A 16,025-nucleotide genomic window follows, 5' to 3' on the forward strand; every position below is an offset into this window, starting at 1 on the left:
TCCCCCGGGAGTACGGCACGGCCCCCGTCGAGACCCTGGTGGCCGGGCGACCCGCGATCCCGCAGGCCACGCACGAACAGCCGGGCCCCCACGCCAGGCGCCCGGCGGGCTCTCACCAGGAACCGGGCAGCCCCGGCCCCCGCCTCAGCCGCGGTCCATCGCCTCCAGTGCCCGCCGCGCCACCGAATGCGTGCGCACGATCTCGGCCAGCGTCGTCGTCCCACGGGTGATCTTCGCGAAGGCCTGCCAGGCGGGCCGGAAGCCCGTGACCGCGGCATGCATCAGACCGGGGCGGCGCGAGAAGACCTTGAGCATCTGACGGCCCACGCCCATTTCCACCCCGAGGCCCGCCTTGATGGCGAAGGCGTAATTGAGGGCCTGGCGACGGGCGTCCACCGCGTCATGCGCCTCGGAGACGCGCACCGCCCACTCCCCCGCGAGCCGCCCGGACCGCAGCGCGAACGAGATGCCCTCCCGCGTCCACGGCTCCAGCAGCCCGGCCGCGTCACCGCACACCAGCACCCGGCCGCGGGACAGCGGGGAGTCATCGGCGCGGCAGCGCGTCAGATGCCCGGACGAGATGCTCGGCTCGAAGCCGGCCAGGCCCAGCCGCCCGATGAAGTCCTCCAGATAGCGCTTGGTCGCCGCGCCCTCACCGCGCGCGGAGATGACGCCGACGGTGAGGGTGTCGCCCTTGGGGAAGACCCAGCCGTAGCTGCCGGGAATCGGACCCCAGTCGATGAGCACCCGGCCCGCCCAGTCCTCGGCGACCGGCGGCGGAACAGGAATCTCCGCCTCCAGACCCAGATCGACCTGATCGAGCTTGACCCCGACATGCGCTCCTATACGGCCCGCGCTGCCGTCCGCACCGATCACCGAACGGGCCAGCACCACCTCACCGTCGCCGAGCACCACCGCGACGGTCCGCCGGTCGGGCACCTCGACGCCGTGCTGCTCCACCCGGGAGACCGTGACGCCCGTACGGACCGTCGCGCCGGCGTCCTTGGCCGACTCGACCAGCCGGGCGTCGAACTCGGGGCGGTTGATCAGCCCGAACAGCATGTTCTTGGAGCGGCGGGTGCGGGCCAGCCGGCCGTTCAGCGAGAACGTCACCGCATGCACCCGGTCGCGCAGCGGCAGGTCGAAGCCCGGCGGGAGGGAGTCCCGGGAGGGTCCGATGATGCCGCCGCCGCAGGTCTTGTAGCGCGGGAGTTCCGCTTTCTCCAGGAGCAGGACGCGGCGTCCCGTACAGGCCGCGGCATGCGCGGCCGAGGCGCCCGCAGGCCCCGCGCCCACCACCACGACGTCCCACACCTGCTGGTTGTCCTCCGCTGCCCGCTCGCTGCTCACCTGTGCGTCTGCTCCCGTTCGATGCCTGGCTGCGTGTACCCGCATCCTACGGGCCGCTGTTGCGCAAGGGGCCTGTGGGAAGATCGGGTGACTGATGCCCGTACGTCCGGCCCGTCCGGCTCACGAGGCCGGACGGCCCGTACGCACAACGTCGCGCCCACAAGGAGCGTTCCATGCCTGACAGCCCGCTCGCACGTACCGTCGCCGCACTCCAGCCCCGCGCCAGGACCGAGCTGGCCGAACTGGTGGCCTTCAAGTCCGTTGCGGATCCGGCCCAGTTCCCCAGGAGCGAGTGCGAGGCCGCCGCCAACTGGATCGTCGACACGCTGCGGGCGGACGGCTTCCAGGACGTGGCACTGCTGGACACCCCGGACGGCACCCAGTCCGTCTACGGCTTCCTCCCCGGCCCGGCCGGTGCTCCCACGGTCCTGCTGTACGCCCACTACGACGTGCAGCCGCCGCTGGACGAGAACGCCTGGGTCTCCCCTCCCTTCGAGCTGACCGAGCGCGACGGCCGCTGGTACGGCCGCGGTGCCGCGGACTGCAAGGGCGGCCTGATCATGCATCTGACGGCGCTGCGCGCGCTCAAGGAGCACGGCGGCGTCCCGGTCAACGTCAAGGTGATCGTGGAGGGTTCGGAGGAACAGGGCACCGGCGGCCTGGAACGCTACGCCGAGGCACACCCGGAACTGCTCGCCGCCGACGCCATCGTCATCGGCGACACCGGCAACTTCCGGGTCGGGCTGCCGACGGTGACCGCGACACTGCGCGGCATGACCCTGGTCCGCGTCCAGGTCGACACCCTGGAGGGCAATCTGCACTCCGGCCAGTTCGGCGGCGCGGCCCCGGACGCTCTGGCGGCACTCATCCGCATCCTGGACTCGCTGCGCGCCGAGGACGGTTCGACGACGGTGACCGGCCTGGCCGCCGACGCCACCTGGGACGGCCTCCAGTACCCGGAGGAGGACTTCCGCAACGACGCCAAGGTCCTGGACGGCGTCGGGCTGCTCGGCAACGGCACGATCGCGGACCGGATCTGGGCCCGCCCCGCCGTCACCGTACTCGGCATCGACTGCCCCCCGGTGGTCGGCGCCACCCCGTCCGTACAGGCAGGCGCACGGGCCCTGGTCAGCCTGCGGGTACCGCCGGGCACCGACGCGGCCGAGGCGACCAAGCTGCTGGCCGCCCATCTGGAGACCGCCGCTCCCTGGGGAGCCCGGGTCGCGGTCGAACAGGTCGGCCAGGGCCAGGCGTTCCGCGCGGACACCACCAGCCCCGCGTACACCTCGATGGCCGAGGCCCTCCGAGAGGCCTACGACGGCGCGGAGATGCAGACCTCCGGCATGGGCGGCTCCATTCCCCTGTGCAACACGTTGGCCGCGCTCTACCCCGACGCGGAAATCCTCCTCATCGGCCTCAGCGAGCCGGAGGCCCAGATCCACGCGGTCAACGAGAGCGTGTCTCCGCAGGAACTTGAGCGGCTTTCGTTGGGGGAGGCGCTCTTCCTTCAGCGTTTTGCTTAGGCTTCCCACGTTTTCGGCTGTCCCGTCGTGGTGGTTTCTCGCCGTTGCGCCTGCGGCGGGCGGGTGGTTTGTGGGTGCGGTGACGGGCCTCCGGGGCCTGGTGTGTGGACTGCTTCGCTTTACGTCCACACACCAGGCCCCTCCGGCCCGTCCCCTCCCGTGGGAGGAATGAGTACAGGTGAGTGGGGGCCGGCCACTGATAGCCCAGTCACTGCGACCGACGAGGCGCACCGGACCAGCTACGTGCACCCCCACCGGCCTTCTTTCCACCCATCCCACGGGAGGGGACGGGCCGGAGGGGCAGGGGTGTGGGACGTAAAGCGAAGCAGTCCCACACCCCTGCCCCGGAGGCCCGTCACCGCACCCCAACAGCCCCGCGCAGCGGCACCGCCCGCCGCAGGCGCAACGGCGGGTGCACCGCGCAAGCGGGCAACAAACGGCGAGCAACACCCACGGCGGGAAAGACAAAAACGCGGGGATTACCCCAAAGGGGCGCCGGCCTCCAAATAAAGCGGGCACCCCCGCTCCCGCGCGCGCAGCGCCCAGCGAAGGCGGTTCCACCGGACCGGTGGCAGCATCGTCTCGGCCTCCGTCTCCGTCACAAAGCGCCAGTCGCGCAATTCCGCGCCGGGCAGCTGTAGTTTGCTGACGCGGTCGTGGGAGAGGGTGCCGCCGTCGTAGAGGAGCCGCAGTCCGCCGAAGGCGGGTGGGTTGGGGGCTTCCCAGTCGAGTACCAACAGGCTGAGGGCGCGGGGGAGTTCGATGCCGAGTTCTTCGGCCACCTCGCGCACGCCGGCCTGGGCGGGAGCCTCACCGCGTTCCACGACGCCGCCGGGGAATTCCCAGCCGGCCTTGTAGGTGGGGTCGACGAGCAGGACCCGGTCCTGGTCGTCGAAGAGGAGGACACCGGCGGCGAGGGTTTCGGCGGTCGGTTCCGGGGTCTGCACGATGTCGCAGGTGCCGGCGCCGGTGCGTACGGCCTCGGCGACCTGCTCGGCGGCCTGCCGGGGCGTGAGCCGGGTGGTGTCGACGACGTGGGCGTCGCCGCGCAGCCATGGCAGGGCGTCCGCGTACGGCGTGAGGTGTTCCAGGCTCCACCGGCGGATCGACGCCTGGGCTCCGGGGCCGTCGGAGGTCTCCGCGCGGTGGGCTATCCGCGCTCGCAGGATCGTTTCCTCGGCATGCAGCAGAACATGTCGTACGGGTATCCGGCGGGCGGCGAGGGCGCCGAAGATCTCGTCGCGGTACTCCTGGCGCAGCAGCGTCATCGGCGTCACCAGCGGACCGGGCACTTCGGTGAGCAGGGCGGCGGCGGTGTCCACGACCATGCGCCGCCAGGCCGGCAGGTCCTGATAGTCGTCGATCTCCTCGAACCGCTTGGCCGGCAGCATCAACCGCAGTCCGCTGCCGAGGAGTTCGGGGTCGTAGAGCGTGCTTCCGGGAAGCAGGTCGAGCAATTCTTGAGCCGTAGTGGTCTTGCCCGCACCGAACGTGCCGTTCAGCCAGACGATCACGGTTTCCCCTCTTCCCTAGACCCCAGGTGAGTTGCCCGCAACACCCTGCCACGGAAACGCTCGGGAACCAGGGGCCGCGCGCACGACCGGGAACGTTGCACATTCGACTATCGGCCCGGCCAGGGGAAGTCGCTCACCCATGGACGTGCCGATCGAGAAATGCCGCGTGCGGCGGATGCCGGTCACCGTATCCGCCGTCGCGTAGCCCCCGGCTAACAAGCGCTCCCCCGCCCCTCCTGTACCGAAACCCCCACCCGATACCGGGTTTTCGAACCGCGCCGGGCCGCGAGGCGTCGCATATGACGGCGGCCCATCGTGGGGCCCGGCGGCCGGGTCCGTACGGTTCCTGCCTACCCCTTGCTCGCGCCGAGGGTCAGACCGGCGATGAAATGCCGCTGGAGGAGCAGGAAGACCAGGACCGTGGGCAGGGCGACGAGGACGGAGCCCGCGGCCAGCAGGTTGTAGTCCGTGAAGAATTCGCCGCGCAGATTGTTGAGGGCCGAGGTGACCGGGAGTTTGTCGCCGTCGGAGAGGAAGACCAGGCCCCAGAGGAAATCGTTGTACATCCAGGTGAATTGCAGGGTGCCGAGGGCGGCGAGCGCGGGTCGGCACAGCGGCAGGGTGACCCGCCAGAACTGTGTCCAGACGCCGGCTCCGTCGACGATCGCGGCCTCCAGGATTTCCTGCGGCAGGGTGCGCATGAAATTGGCCAGGACGAAGACGCAGAAGCCGAGTTGGAAAGCGGTCTGGACGGCGATGACGGCCCAGAGGGAGTCGTACATCGTCAGGGAGTCGGACATCCAGTACGGCAGCGGGATCCGGTTGAACAGGGCATAGAGCGGGGTGACGATCACCTGTTGGGGCAGCAGGTTCCCGGCGGTGAAGACCATCAGCAGGATGATGCCGCCGCGAATCCGCAGCCGGGACACGGCGAAGGCCACGAACGAGGCCAGGAAAAGTGTGAGCAGCACCCCGGGGACGGCGATGAGCAGCGAGTTGAGGAAGTACTTGCTCATCCCGGAGTCGGTGAATGCCTGCCGGTAGTAGTCGAAGGAGAGCCGTCGGGGGAAGGAGAAATAGCCGTATCGCGCGGTCTCTTCGTAGGGGCGCAGCGAGGCATAGACGGCCAGCAGCAACGGGGCGAGGAAGGCGAGCGAGACGGCGCCCAGAAAGAGGTGGACACCGAACCGGCCGCGGCGGCGCGCCGGTGCCGGGGCCGCGGGTTCCGGCCGCAGGGCGGGCGGGGCGGTGGTGGCAGAGGCGGTCATCGCCGACGCTCCCCTCGGAGTTCCTGGACGAGATAGGTCACGATGAATCCCAGGGAGACCAGCAGCAGGACGACGGCGAGCGCCGAGCCGAATCCGATGCGGCTCGCCTCGCCGATGATGTTGTCGGTGACGAGCACGGACAGCAGTTCCAGGCCGTTACGACCCTTGTTGACGGCGTAGACGATGTCGAAGGCGCGCAGCGATTCGATGACGGTGATGACACCGACAATGACGTTCACCGGGCGCAGGGTGGGAAGGACGACCCGGAAGAATGTCTGGCGTTCACTGGCGCCGTCGAGGGCGGCGGCCTCTTTGAGGCCCGGGTCGACGGATTTCAGTCCGGCGAGATAGAGGATCATGACATAGCCGGTGTGCCGCCAGCAGGCGGCCAGCAGCACCATCCAGATGTTGATTCCGGGATTTCCCAGCCAGTCGGTGGGATTGTCGTCGCCGAGGACCGCGTTCAGCGCGCCCTGGTCTCGGGAGAGGATCAGCTGGGCGATAAAGCCGACGACGGCGAGCGAGAGCACCACCGGCATATAGAGCGTCGACTGGTAGAAGCGGCTGAAGCGGACACCGCGGTCGATGAGGACGGCGAGCAGCAGGCCGAAGGGGGCGGCGAGCAGCCCCAGGAAGGCCAGCCACAGCAGGTTGTGGCGGACCGCCGGCCAGAACTGCGGGTAGCCGGTGAAGAGGTGGTCGTAATTCTTGAGGCCGGTCCACCGGATATCGCCGATACCGTCCCAGGTGGTGAAGGACAGTCCGACGGAGGCGAATGTCGGGCCCCAGATCAGGGCGAGGTCGAGCAGGATCGGCAGGCCCAGCAGCACGCCCAGGACGAGGCGGTCGCGGCGGGTGTACCGGCGCGGTCCCGGTCGCCGGGCGCGCCGTGCACGGAGGTTCGGCACGGCGGTTCGCTCCCCGTTTTTCACGGTGGCCGTTCGGCGGCGCGTCACGTCGCGGAGAAGATCTGCTTCTTCTGGCGTTCGATGTCGTTCACCAGTCCGTCGATGTCATCCGGCTTGTTCAGGAACTGCTGGATCGCCTGAATCATCACGGTCGAGGCGAAATCGGGCCGGGTGTCGCGGTCCAGGAACTGCGATATCTGCCGGGCGCCGGAGACGAGTTGGACGGCCTTCTTCTGGAGCGGGGTGTAGGCGGCGGTGTCGGCGCCGCTGTTGACCGCGATGTTGTTGGGGTCGGACTTGAGGTAGCTGTCCTCCGCCTGAGGGGTGGCGAGGAACTTCAGCAGCTCTTTCGCCCCGTCCCTGTCCTTGGCCTTCTTCGACATCAGAAATCCGTCGATCGGTGCCTCGACCGCGTCCTGTCCGTGGGCCGGGTCGATCTCCGGGAAGGGGAAGAAGTCCAGGTCCTCCCGGTCGGCGGCGCTGAACTGCTGGCCGGGGTGCGGCAGTCCGAGCACCGTCATACCGGCCTTCTTCTGCGCGAGGGTCTGTGCGGCCTCCTGCCAGGTACGGCCGTTGGCGCCCTTCTGGTGATAGGGCAACAGACCGCGCCACAGGTCGAATACCTGCTTCACCTGCGGACTGTTCCAGGATTTCTCGCCGCGCAGCAGGGCGATATGGAAGTCGTAGCCGTTGGCGCGCATATTGAGGTAGTCGAAGGTGCCCATCGCCGGCCAGCCGTCCTTGTCGCCGAAGGCGAACGGCACCAGGCCGTCCTTCTGCATCTGCTTGGCGAGCGCCCGGTACTGGTCAAAGGTCTTGGGGAGGTCGTATCCCCTCTCCCGGAACACGCTCTTCCGGTGGAAGACGGCCCAGGGATAGTAGTAGTACGGCACCAGGTACTGCTTGCCGTCCAGGCCCGTCGACTGCTTCTTCAGTGCTTCGGAAAATCCGTCGAAGTCCCGCCACAGGTCGCTGATGTCGGAGAGCAGCCCCTTCTGTGCGAAGTACTGCATACGGTTTCCGGCGAACCACATGAAGACATCGTCCGGGGTGCCCTGGAGATAGCGGTTGATGTTCTCCTGGAAGTTCTCGTGATTGACGGTATTGACCCGCACCGTCGTCTTGGACTTCTTCTCGTACGCCTTGAAGGCCGCGGCGAAGGCCCTCTTCGGCACCGGGTCCGAGGCGTTGGACCCCATCGTGACGCCGCCGGGGCCGCCGCTACAGGCAGCGAGCACGGACGGGAGGGCCACCGCCCCCGCGCCGACCGCCGCGCCCCTCAGCAGTGTCCGGCGGGACATCCGACGTCCTGCCGCTTCCCCCTGTGCAGCCGAGCCGCTGAACGTTGACGGGACCATATCCCCCTCCTCAGGGGTGGAACCAAACAGAAACGAACGCGAGTGGTGGGATCTCACTCCGAACGGCACGGCGCGTCAAGGGTTTTGGCAGGCGGAGCAGGAACCGTTACCGCTCCTCTTCCAACAGACTCCAACAAGCCCTACCGTAAACACTCGCCAGTGACCGGTACATGCCCCCACCACACCTCTCGTGAAGACGGAGGACGCGAAGCATGCGCGTTCATATCGGCACCATCCACCGGCGAGGACACCGAAGAATCGTCGGAGCGCTGTCCGCCGCGCTGCTGTGCACAGCAGGCGTGACCGCCCTGCCCGCCGCGGCCCGGACACCCGACGCCCCGGCCCCCGCCGCCCGTACGACCGGGACCGCTCCGGCCCCCCGGCTTCCCGACGGGCTCGCCCAGACGCCCCCGATGGGCTTCAACAACTGGAACTCCACGCACTGCCGGGCGGAGTTCAACGAGGAGATGGTCAAGGGCATCGCCGACCTCTTCGTCACCAAGGGCCTCAAGGACGCCGGCTACAAGTACGTCAATCTCGACGACTGCTGGGCGCTGCCCACCCGCGATGCGCACGGCAAGCTCGTACCGGATCCGCAGCGCTTCCCGCACGGCATCAAGGCCGTCGCCGACTATGTGCACGCCAAGGGCCTGAAATTCGGCATCTACACGAGCGCCGGCATCAAAACCTGCAACCCGGCCGGATTCCCCGGCGGCCTGGGCCATGAGAAGTCCGACGCCCAGCAGTTCGCCGACTGGGGTGTGGACTACCTCAAGTACGACAACTGCAACAACCTGGGTGTGGACGCCCAGCAGCGGTACCGCACCATGCGGGACGCGCTCAAGGCCACCGGACGGCCCATCGTCTACAGCATCTGCGAATGGGGCGAGAACAAGCCCTGGGAGTGGGCGTCGGACGTAGGGCATCTGTGGCGCACGACCGGCGACATCAGTGACTCGTGGTCGAGCATGCTCGCCATCGCGAAGCAGAATCTGCCACTCGCCGCGCACGCCGGGCCCGGGCACTGGAACGACCCGGACATGCTGGAGGTCGGCAACGGCGGGATGACGGACACCGAGTACCGCAGCCACTTCTCCCTGTGGTCGATGATGGCCGCCCCGCTGCTGATCGGGTCCGATCTGCGCAAGGCGACCCCGGAGACGTTCGAGATCCTGGCCAACAAGGACCTCATCGCCATCGACCAGGACACCCTGGGCAAGCAGGCCACCGTGCTGAAGTCCGAGGACGGCCGCTGGACGGTGGTCCGGCAACTGGCCAACGGGGACCGTGCGGTGGCGCTGTTCAACGAGACCGGCCGGCCGCAGCGGATCTCCACCACGGCCAAGGACATCGGTCTGCCGCAGGCCGACGGCTACCGGCTGCGCGATCTGTGGCAGCACCGGGACACCCACACCACCGGCACCGTCTCCGCGACCGTCCCGGCGCACGGCACCACCGTCTACCGGGTCTCCGCCGACCCGCGCTGGGCCACCTATCCGCCGGCCGTCGAGACCGGCACCGACCGTACGCCGCTGGTCGAGGCCGGCACCGCCGCCGGAATCGGCTCCACCGTCCGCAACCTGGGCGGCACCCCCGCCAAACACCTCACGGTGACGCTCAAGGCCCCGCGGGGCTGGCAGGTCCAGGCCACCTCGCCCGCGTCGGCCCGCGCCCTGCCCGGCGGCCGTACGCTCCGCACCAACTGGCGGATCACCGCACCGGCCGGCACCGCACCCGGTGCCTACGCCCTGCCGCTCACCGCCGACTACCGCTCACCGCGCGGCGAACGGAGCACCACCACACTGCCCGGCACGGCCCATGTCGTGGTGCCCCCGCCGGCCGGGACCGCGGACGCCGCCGCACTGCCCTGGCTCACCGCCGCCAACGGCTGGGGCCCGGTGGAGAAGAACACCAGCGTCGGGGAAGAGGGGGCCGGCGACGGCCGGCCGCTCAGCATCGGCGGCACCGGCTTCGCGAAGGGCCTCGGGGTACACGCCGCCAGCGAGGTGAGCTTCTACACGGGCGGGCGGTGCTCCGCGTTCACCGCCCGGACCGGCCTCGACGACGAGGTGGGCGACCGTGGCTCGGTGGACTTCGAGGTGTGGGCCGACGGCAAGCGGGTCGCCCGGATCGCCGGAGTGACCGGTGCGGATCCCGCCCGGGCCGTCAGCGCCCCGGTCGCCGGTGCGCAGACCGTCCGGCTGGTCGTGACCGACGCCGGGGACGGTATCGACTACGACCACGCCGACTGGGCGGACGCCACGTTCAGCTGCTGAGGCGGCAGTTGCTGCCGGGCGGGCCGGCCGGTCCGCCCGGCAGCCGAACCGTCTACCGGGCTTTCAGCAGGTGGGAAGCCCGGGGACCGGCTGGTCGTTCGCCCCGCCCTTGAGGTAGACGACGCTGATGTAGACACCGGAATTGCCGCTGTCGTCATCGGTCTTGGCCCACCAGACGTTCGTCCACTTCCCGTACGTCTCCCGGCGGCCCAGCTTCGCCTGGCAGTAGAAGTAGTTGGTGCCCATGTTGAGGGTGCCGACCTGCTCGAAGGACGCGGTGTACGAGTGCGCGCTGCGCCACACGTCGCAGTTGGCCTTGCCGCCGCCGATCGACTCGCACGACGGCCCCTGCGTCGGCTCACCGCCGTCACTGCCACCGTCGCCGCCGGTCCCCCCGGACGCACCGCCGTGGTCACCGTCCGCACCGCCACCGTCGTCGGTGCCACCTTGGCTGTCTCCCGAGCCGCCGTCCTGCCCGCCCGGACTCCCGCCCGCGCCACCGGGCTCGGTGCCCTTGGACCCGCCGCTGTCCGAGGGCCGGTCCGACGCGGACGGCGACGCGCTCTTCCCGCCGCCCTTGCCCTCGCCGTTACCCGTGTCCTTGCCGTCTTCCCCGCCGGCCTTGCCCTCGGCCGCGTCCCGGCCATCCGGCCCGCTGGGCGTCCCGGCCGGCCGGGCCGATGGCCGCCCGCGGTCCGCGACCGTCTCGCTCGCCCCGCCGCCGACCAGCGCATACGTCAGCCCACCACCTGCCGCGAGCACGGCGAGCACCGCCGCCACGGCCGGGAGGACCCGACGCCGTCCCCGGGCAGGCACCCGTGCGGTGTCCCGCTCGCCGGAGCCCGCCGGGTACGGGCCGGTGGCCGCCGCGGGAGGGGCGGGGTGGCCGGCGTGCGGGGCGGGAGGCGCCGGTGCCGGTGTCGATGTCGGTGTCGGTGTCGGCGGCGGCGATTCTGGCAGTGGCGTGGGCTCGGTCGGTGGGCCGCCCTGAGCCCCCGGTCCGGAAGGCCGGCCGACGGGCGGTACACCGGCGTTGGCCGGGCCGGCGGGGCTCGGGCCGGTGGCGCCGGGCGCGGCGGGGCCGGGCGCGGCAGGGCCGGTGGGACCCGCCGCACCGGCACTCACACCGTCCGCCCCGCCCGCACCCGCCCCCGGGCCGCCCTCCCCCACCGCGGGCGGTGCGCCGGCCGCCCGGACATCGGTCACCGTCGGCGGATGCGATGCCCCGGGCGCCGGCGGCGGCATGGGTTCGCGGCCTTCGGCCACCGCCGCCAGCAGGTCCCGGGCCTGGGCGGCGGAGGGCCGGTCGGCCGGGTTCTTGGCCATCAGGGCATGGAGTACCGGGGTGAGCGGGCCGGCCCGCCGGGGCTCGGGGAGCGCCTCCGTGACGATCGCGGTGAGCGTCGACCACACCGACGTACGGCGGAACGGCGCGCCGCCGCCCTCGACCGCCGCATACAGCGTCATCCCCAGCGACCAGATGTCCGAGGCCGGGGTGGGGTCCTGGCCCTGCGCCCGCTCGGGCGGCAAGTAGTCGAGCGAGCCGACCAGTTCGCCGCTGCGGGTGAGGTGCGTGGTCGCGCCGTCGCCCGGGGCCTCGATGCTGGCGATGCCGAAATCGGTGAGCACCACCCGCGCTCCCCCGGTGCCTGAACGGCCCGGGCGGCGCCCCCAATTGTCCAGCAGCACATTGCCGGGCTTCACATCGCGGTGCAGCACGCCCACTTGGTGGGCGGCCTCCAGGGCATCCATCACCTGGGCGCCGATCCGGGCGATCTCCCGCGGGTCGAGGGCGCCGTGCTGTTCCAGCACATCGTCCAGCGACGGGCCGTCGACCAGCTCCATGACGATGACGGGCCGGCCGTCCTCGTCGATCACGTCATGGACGGTCACCACACCGGAGTGCCGGATACGGGCCGCGGCCCGCGCCTCGCGCTGCATCCGGGTGCGCAGATCGGCCAGTTCCGGAGCGGAGGCGTCGGTGTAGGCGCGGAGGACCTTGACCGCGACCTCGCGGCCCAGCACCTCGTCGACGGCGCGGCAGACCACGCCCATGCCACCGCGTCCGATCCGGCCGGTCACGCGGTAACGGCCGCCCAGCAGCCGCCCGGTCAGATCCGCGTCACCGCCGCGCTGCGGCCCGCTCGCGGCCGCGGCGGCTCCGGGCGCACCGTGGCCCGCCCCGCCGTCGGCGCTGCGCGCCGGCTCGCCGGCCGGCTCACCGCCGTTCGCCCCGCTCGCCTCAGGCTCCCCGTCCGCTCCGCCCTGCGCACGCTCCCCCGCTGTCACCGTCGCCGATCCCCTCGCTACCCGTGCCCCTGCCAACCACCGGCTGCGTCACGGTGGTCGTCGCGATGGGCACCACACTAAGGGGCGCACGGGGCCCCGTGGTGACGTCAGGGCGCCGGGACGAAGGCATCGAGGCGGGACTGTTGTGCGGCGGCCGCGGCGCCCACCACCCCGGCGTCCGTGCCCATTTGGGCGGGTACGACCGTCAGGCCCGACACGAAGGACAGCGTCGCGTAGTCCCGCAGAGCCGCCCGCAACGGACGGAAGAGGACCTCGCCCGCGCCCGCGACCCCGCCGCCGATGACCGCGATATCGATCTCGACGAGCGTGGCGGTGGCGGCGATCCCGGCGGCCAGCGCCCGGGCCGCTCGCTCGAAGGAGCGCAGGGCGACCGGGTCACCGGCCTGGGCGGCGGCGGCGACGCCGGCCGCGCTGGTGTCACCGTCGGGTCCCGGCTGCCAGCCGTGGGCCAGCGCCCGGCGGGCGATGTTGGGGCCGCTGGCGATCCGCTCGACACAGCCGCGGGACCCGCACGAGCAGGGGTCCCCGTCGACATCGACGCTGATGTGGCCGATGTGTCCGGCGTTTCCCGTGGGTCCCGGGTGCAGCCGGCCGTTGAGGACGAGCCCGCCGCCGACCCCGGTGGACACCACCATGCACAGGGCGTTGGCGTGGCCCCGTGCGGCGCCCAGCCAGTGCTCGGCCGCAGTCATCGCGACGCCGTCACCGACCAGGACGACCGGACGCTCCCCGACAAGCGCCCGCACTCCGGCGACGAGCGGGAAGTCGCGCCAGCCGGGGATGTTGACCGGGCTGACGGTGCCGGTGGCGGCGCCCACCGGGCCCGCGCTGCCGATTCCGACGGCCGCCACCCGCGCCCAGTCCGGCGCCGCCGCCAGCTCGCCGAGCACCTCGGCCACCGCACGCATCACCGTCGCCCCGTCCTTGTCGGCGGGGGTGGGCCGGGCGGCCCGTACGAGCAGTCTGCCGTGAGGGTCCACCAGAGCGCCGGCGATCTTGGTGCCGCCGATGTCCAAGGCTGCGCTGAGGTCCGTCTGCATCGGTGTGGAATCTCCTGGTGGGGCCCGGGGGCCGAGCGTACCGGCCCGGCGTGAGAACGCCAGTCTTCCCGCGATTGACAACGTTGTCTAGGGGCTATGCTCGACGCCACACGCCGATGCCGACAGAATCAGGACCGCACACCGTGAGCGACACCGCGCGGGGCACGTCCCGCCGCTATGGCACCCGGCCCACGATGAAGGATGTCGCAGCGCGCGCGGGGGTCGGCCTCAAGACGGTCTCCCGTGTGGTCAACGGCGAACCAGGCGTCACCCCGGACACCGAACGCCGCGTCCAGGAGGCCATCACGGCCCTCGGATTCCGCCGTAACGACTCCGCCCGGATTCTGCGCAAGGGACGCACCGCCAGCATCGGCCTGGTCCTGGAGGACCTCGCCGACCCCTTCTACGGCCCGCTCAACCGCGCCGTCGAGGAAGTCGCCCGCAGTCACGGCGCCCTGCTGATCAACGGCTCCAGCGCCGAGGACCCGGCCCGCGAACAGGAGTTGGTGCTCGCCCTGTGCGCCCGGCGGGTGGACGGCCTGGTCATCATCCCGGCCGCGGACGACCACCGGTATCTGGCACCGGAGATCGCGGCCGGGATAGCCACCGTCTTCGTGGACCGCCCGGCCGGCCGCATCGACGCCGATGTCGTCCTCTCCGACAGCTTCGGCGGCGCCCAGGACGCGGTGGCCCATCTCATCGCGCACGGCCACCGCCGGATCGGCTTCATCGGCGACCAGCCCCGGATCCACACCGCCCATGAGCGGCTGCGCGGCTACCGTACGGCAATGGCCGCCGCCGGCCTGCCCGTTGACGAGTCCTGGGTCTCCCTCGGACCGACCGCGCCGGAGCGGGTACGGTCCGCCGCCACCGCCATGCTGGCCGGCCCGCAGCCGGTGACCGCGCTGTTCGCGGGCAACAACCGCGTCACGGTCACGGCCGTGCGGGTGCTCGCCGGCCACCCGCGCCCGGTCGCCCTCGTCGGCTTCGACGACTTCGAGCTCGCCGATCTGGTCAACCCCGCGATCACCGTCGTCGCCCAGGACGCCGCACGACTCGGCCGTACGGCGGCGAAGCTGCTCTTCCGCCGGCTCGACGGCGCCGATGACGCCCCCCGCCGGATGGAGATACCCACCCGGCTGATCCCCCGCGGCTCGGGCGAGATCCCGCCTGCGGAGAGCTGAGCTCCCCGCCGCACACGCCGGGACCGCCGCCCCCCAAGGGCCGCCGCACGCTCAAGGGCGGCCACGGACCGGCCTCACCGGTCGTCGCGCCCAGAGGGCCCGGCGCGGCCGGCCTTCTTCCAGATGAGCGTCATGCCCAGCGCCAGCACGAGCAGCGCGACGAGCACGAGGGCGACCTTGATCGCCTGGTCGACCAGCAGATGGTGGAGCAGGCCGGCGCCGTCGCCCCGGGCGAGGGTGTGGAGCGGCTCATCGCCCGTCATCGGCCCGCACCCCGCCCCCGCTGCCCGCGCCCGTCGTCGTCCAGGTGACGGGCGGCGGCCCGGAGCGCCGCACCGGCCAGCGATCCGCCGCTCCGCGGGGCGCCGCGGCCCCGTGCGGCGCCCCGGGCGTCCAGACCGCGGCTCACGGCTCGCGCTGCGGGTGCCGCGTACCGCCGCACCTCACCCAGCCTCCCCCGGCGCCGGAGCGCCACCGCCACCGCGAAAACCAGCAGCGTCAGCACCACCAAACCCCCGACGAGCAGGCCGAATCGAAGGAGAAGAAGGTTCAGAACCTGTTCCATGATCACCTCTCGAATTTTTGTATCACAGTCGTGATAGAAAACAATTTATCACAGCCGTGATAGAAAGGGCTCATGCCCAAACAGGTGGACCGCGAAGCGCGGCGCCGCGAGGTCGTCGACGCTCTCTTCCGCGTGGCCGTACGCGACGGCCTCCAGCGCGCCTCCCTGCGCGCCGTCGCCGACGAGGCGCAGCTCAACATCGGTTCGGTCCGGCACTACTTCGCCGGCCAGGAAGAGCTGATCCGCTTTGCGATGCGGTCGATGGTCGACCGGGTCGGCGACCGGCTCCAGCGCCGGATCGACGAGATCGGTGAACTGGACGGACTCTCCGGACCCCGGGTCCGCCGGTTCGCGGTGGAGCTGCTGTCCGAGCTGCTGCCCCTGGACGACCGCCGGCGCGCCGAGGTCACCGTCCTCGTCGACTTCTCCACGGCAGCCCGGACCGATCCCGCACTGGACGGCCTCGCCCACGAAACCGCCGTCGCCACCCGGACCCTGGTGCGCCGCATCCTCACCCGCCTCGACTCGGCGGGCGGGCTGCGGCCGGGGCTCCACATCGAGACCGAGACCGAGCGGTTGACGTCCCTTCTGGACGGCCTCGCCTTCACCGCCGTACTACGGCCCGAGGTGCTGGACGACCGGACCTGCGCCGCCGTCCTGCGCGCCCACCTCGACGACCTCGGCCCGGCGGCGGACTGACGCGCAAGGCCCCCGCCGGATCGGCGGGGG

Annotated in this window: 13 protein-coding genes; 4 read left to right on the forward strand and 9 right to left on the reverse strand. The window is 71.3% G+C overall.

The window, feature by feature from the left end; genetic code table 11:
- Positions 1-144: 144 nt before the first annotated feature.
- The gene (locus tag TU31_RS30320; RefSeq protein WP_042160458.1) at positions 145-1,350 is read right to left on the reverse strand and encodes a geranylgeranyl reductase family protein; all 1,206 of its coding nucleotides are present in this window, start codon (positions 1,348-1,350) and stop codon (positions 145-147) included.
- A gap of 173 nt (positions 1,351-1,523) precedes the next feature.
- Between TU31_RS30320 and TU31_RS30325 the strand changes: the two genes are divergently transcribed.
- Positions 1,524-2,873: a dipeptidase gene (locus tag TU31_RS30325; protein WP_042160461.1), complete on the forward strand. Its 1,350-nt coding sequence runs from the start codon at positions 1,524-1,526 to the stop codon at positions 2,871-2,873.
- 479 nt (positions 2,874-3,352) lie between these two features.
- Here TU31_RS30325 and TU31_RS30330 read toward each other — a convergent pair whose 3' ends face one another.
- The 4 genes from TU31_RS30330 to TU31_RS30345 form a co-directional block, all read right to left on the reverse strand.
- Positions 3,353-4,387, reverse strand: coding sequence for an NUDIX hydrolase (locus TU31_RS30330; RefSeq protein ID WP_042160464.1), 1,035 nt, complete (start codon positions 4,385-4,387; stop codon positions 3,353-3,355).
- Between the two features lie 350 nt (positions 4,388-4,737).
- Positions 4,738-5,655 carry a carbohydrate ABC transporter permease gene (locus TU31_RS30335; protein WP_042160466.1) on the reverse strand — a complete coding sequence of 306 codons (918 nt, stop codon included), beginning with the start codon at positions 5,653-5,655 and terminating at the stop codon, positions 4,738-4,740.
- The gene (locus tag TU31_RS30340; protein ID WP_042160468.1) at positions 5,652-6,563 is read right to left on the reverse strand and encodes a carbohydrate ABC transporter permease; all 912 of its coding nucleotides are present in this window, start codon (positions 6,561-6,563) and stop codon (positions 5,652-5,654) included. The genes TU31_RS30335 and TU31_RS30340 overlap by 4 nt, the downstream gene beginning before the upstream one ends.
- A 44-nt stretch (positions 6,564-6,607) precedes the next feature.
- Positions 6,608-7,864: an ABC transporter substrate-binding protein gene (locus TU31_RS30345; protein ID WP_042160470.1), complete on the reverse strand. Its 1,257-nt coding sequence runs from the start codon at positions 7,862-7,864 to the stop codon at positions 6,608-6,610.
- Between the two features lie 269 nt (positions 7,865-8,133).
- Between TU31_RS30345 and TU31_RS30350 the strand changes: the two genes are divergently transcribed.
- Complete coding sequence (locus TU31_RS30350; RefSeq protein WP_181018703.1) at positions 8,134-10,197, forward strand: NPCBM/NEW2 domain-containing protein; 2,064 nt, start codon at positions 8,134-8,136, stop codon at positions 10,195-10,197.
- Positions 10,198-10,260: 63 nt separating this feature from the next.
- Here TU31_RS30350 and TU31_RS30355 read toward each other — a convergent pair whose 3' ends face one another.
- Both TU31_RS30355 and TU31_RS30360 read right to left on the reverse strand, forming a co-directional pair.
- Positions 10,261-12,312 carry a serine/threonine-protein kinase gene (locus tag TU31_RS30355; RefSeq protein ID WP_042160697.1) on the reverse strand — a complete coding sequence of 684 codons (2,052 nt, stop codon included), beginning with the start codon at positions 12,310-12,312 and terminating at the stop codon, positions 10,261-10,263.
- Between the two features lie 281 nt (positions 12,313-12,593).
- Positions 12,594-13,547 (reverse strand): ROK family protein, encoded by a 954-nt coding sequence (locus TU31_RS30360; protein ID WP_042160471.1) that lies wholly within the window; start codon positions 13,545-13,547, stop codon positions 12,594-12,596.
- Between the two features lie 143 nt (positions 13,548-13,690).
- Here TU31_RS30360 and TU31_RS30365 point away from each other — a divergent pair, with 143 nt between their 5' ends.
- The gene (locus TU31_RS30365) at positions 13,691-14,731 is read left to right on the forward strand and encodes a LacI family DNA-binding transcriptional regulator (protein ID WP_042160473.1); all 1,041 of its coding nucleotides are present in this window, start codon (positions 13,691-13,693) and stop codon (positions 14,729-14,731) included.
- Between the two features lie 74 nt (positions 14,732-14,805).
- Here TU31_RS30365 and TU31_RS30370 read toward each other — a convergent pair whose 3' ends face one another.
- Together TU31_RS30370 and TU31_RS38220 are read right to left on the reverse strand one after the other, a co-directional pair.
- On the reverse strand, positions 14,806-14,994 hold the full coding sequence (locus TU31_RS30370; RefSeq protein WP_042160475.1) for a hypothetical protein: 189 nt from the start codon (positions 14,992-14,994) through the stop codon (positions 14,806-14,808).
- The gene (locus TU31_RS38220; RefSeq protein ID WP_042160477.1) at positions 14,991-15,296 is read right to left on the reverse strand and encodes a hypothetical protein; all 306 of its coding nucleotides are present in this window, start codon (positions 15,294-15,296) and stop codon (positions 14,991-14,993) included. The genes TU31_RS30370 and TU31_RS38220 overlap by 4 nt, the downstream gene beginning before the upstream one ends.
- A 72-nt stretch (positions 15,297-15,368) precedes the next feature.
- Here TU31_RS38220 and TU31_RS30380 point away from each other — a divergent pair, with 72 nt between their 5' ends.
- Positions 15,369-15,995, forward strand: a complete 627-nt coding sequence (locus tag TU31_RS30380; RefSeq protein WP_042160479.1) for a TetR/AcrR family transcriptional regulator — start codon at positions 15,369-15,371, stop codon at positions 15,993-15,995.
- The last annotated feature ends 30 nt before the right edge of the window (positions 15,996-16,025 follow it).

The organism is Streptomyces lydicamycinicus (assembly GCF_000829715.2).
GTDB classification, from domain to species: Bacteria; Actinomycetota; Actinomycetes; order Streptomycetales; family Streptomycetaceae; genus Streptomyces; species Streptomyces lydicamycinicus.

Bases quoted from the DNA above. Each gene is read 5' to 3' on its own strand.
- TU31_RS38220 (WP_042160477.1), bottom strand. From the start codon at position 15,296: ATGGAACAGGTTCTGAACCTTCTTCTCCTTCGATTCGGCCTGCTCGTC.
- TU31_RS30360 (WP_042160471.1), bottom strand. From the start codon at position 13,547: ATGCAGACGGACCTCAGCGCAGCCTTGGACATCGGCGGCACCAAGATC.
- TU31_RS30325 (WP_042160461.1), top strand. From the start codon at position 1,524: ATGCCTGACAGCCCGCTCGCACGTACCGTCGCCGCACTCCAGCCCCGC.
- TU31_RS30370 (WP_042160475.1), bottom strand. From the start codon at position 14,994: ATGACGGGCGATGAGCCGCTCCACACCCTCGCCCGGGGCGACGGCGCC.
- TU31_RS30350 (WP_181018703.1), top strand. From the start codon at position 8,134: ATGCGCGTTCATATCGGCACCATCCACCGGCGAGGACACCGAAGAATC.
- TU31_RS30345 (WP_042160470.1), bottom strand. From the start codon at position 7,864: ATGTCCCGCCGGACACTGCTGAGGGGCGCGGCGGTCGGCGCGGGGGCG.
- TU31_RS30335 (WP_042160466.1), bottom strand. From the start codon at position 5,655: ATGACCGCCTCTGCCACCACCGCCCCGCCCGCCCTGCGGCCGGAACCC.
- TU31_RS30380 (WP_042160479.1), top strand. From the start codon at position 15,369: ATGCCCAAACAGGTGGACCGCGAAGCGCGGCGCCGCGAGGTCGTCGAC.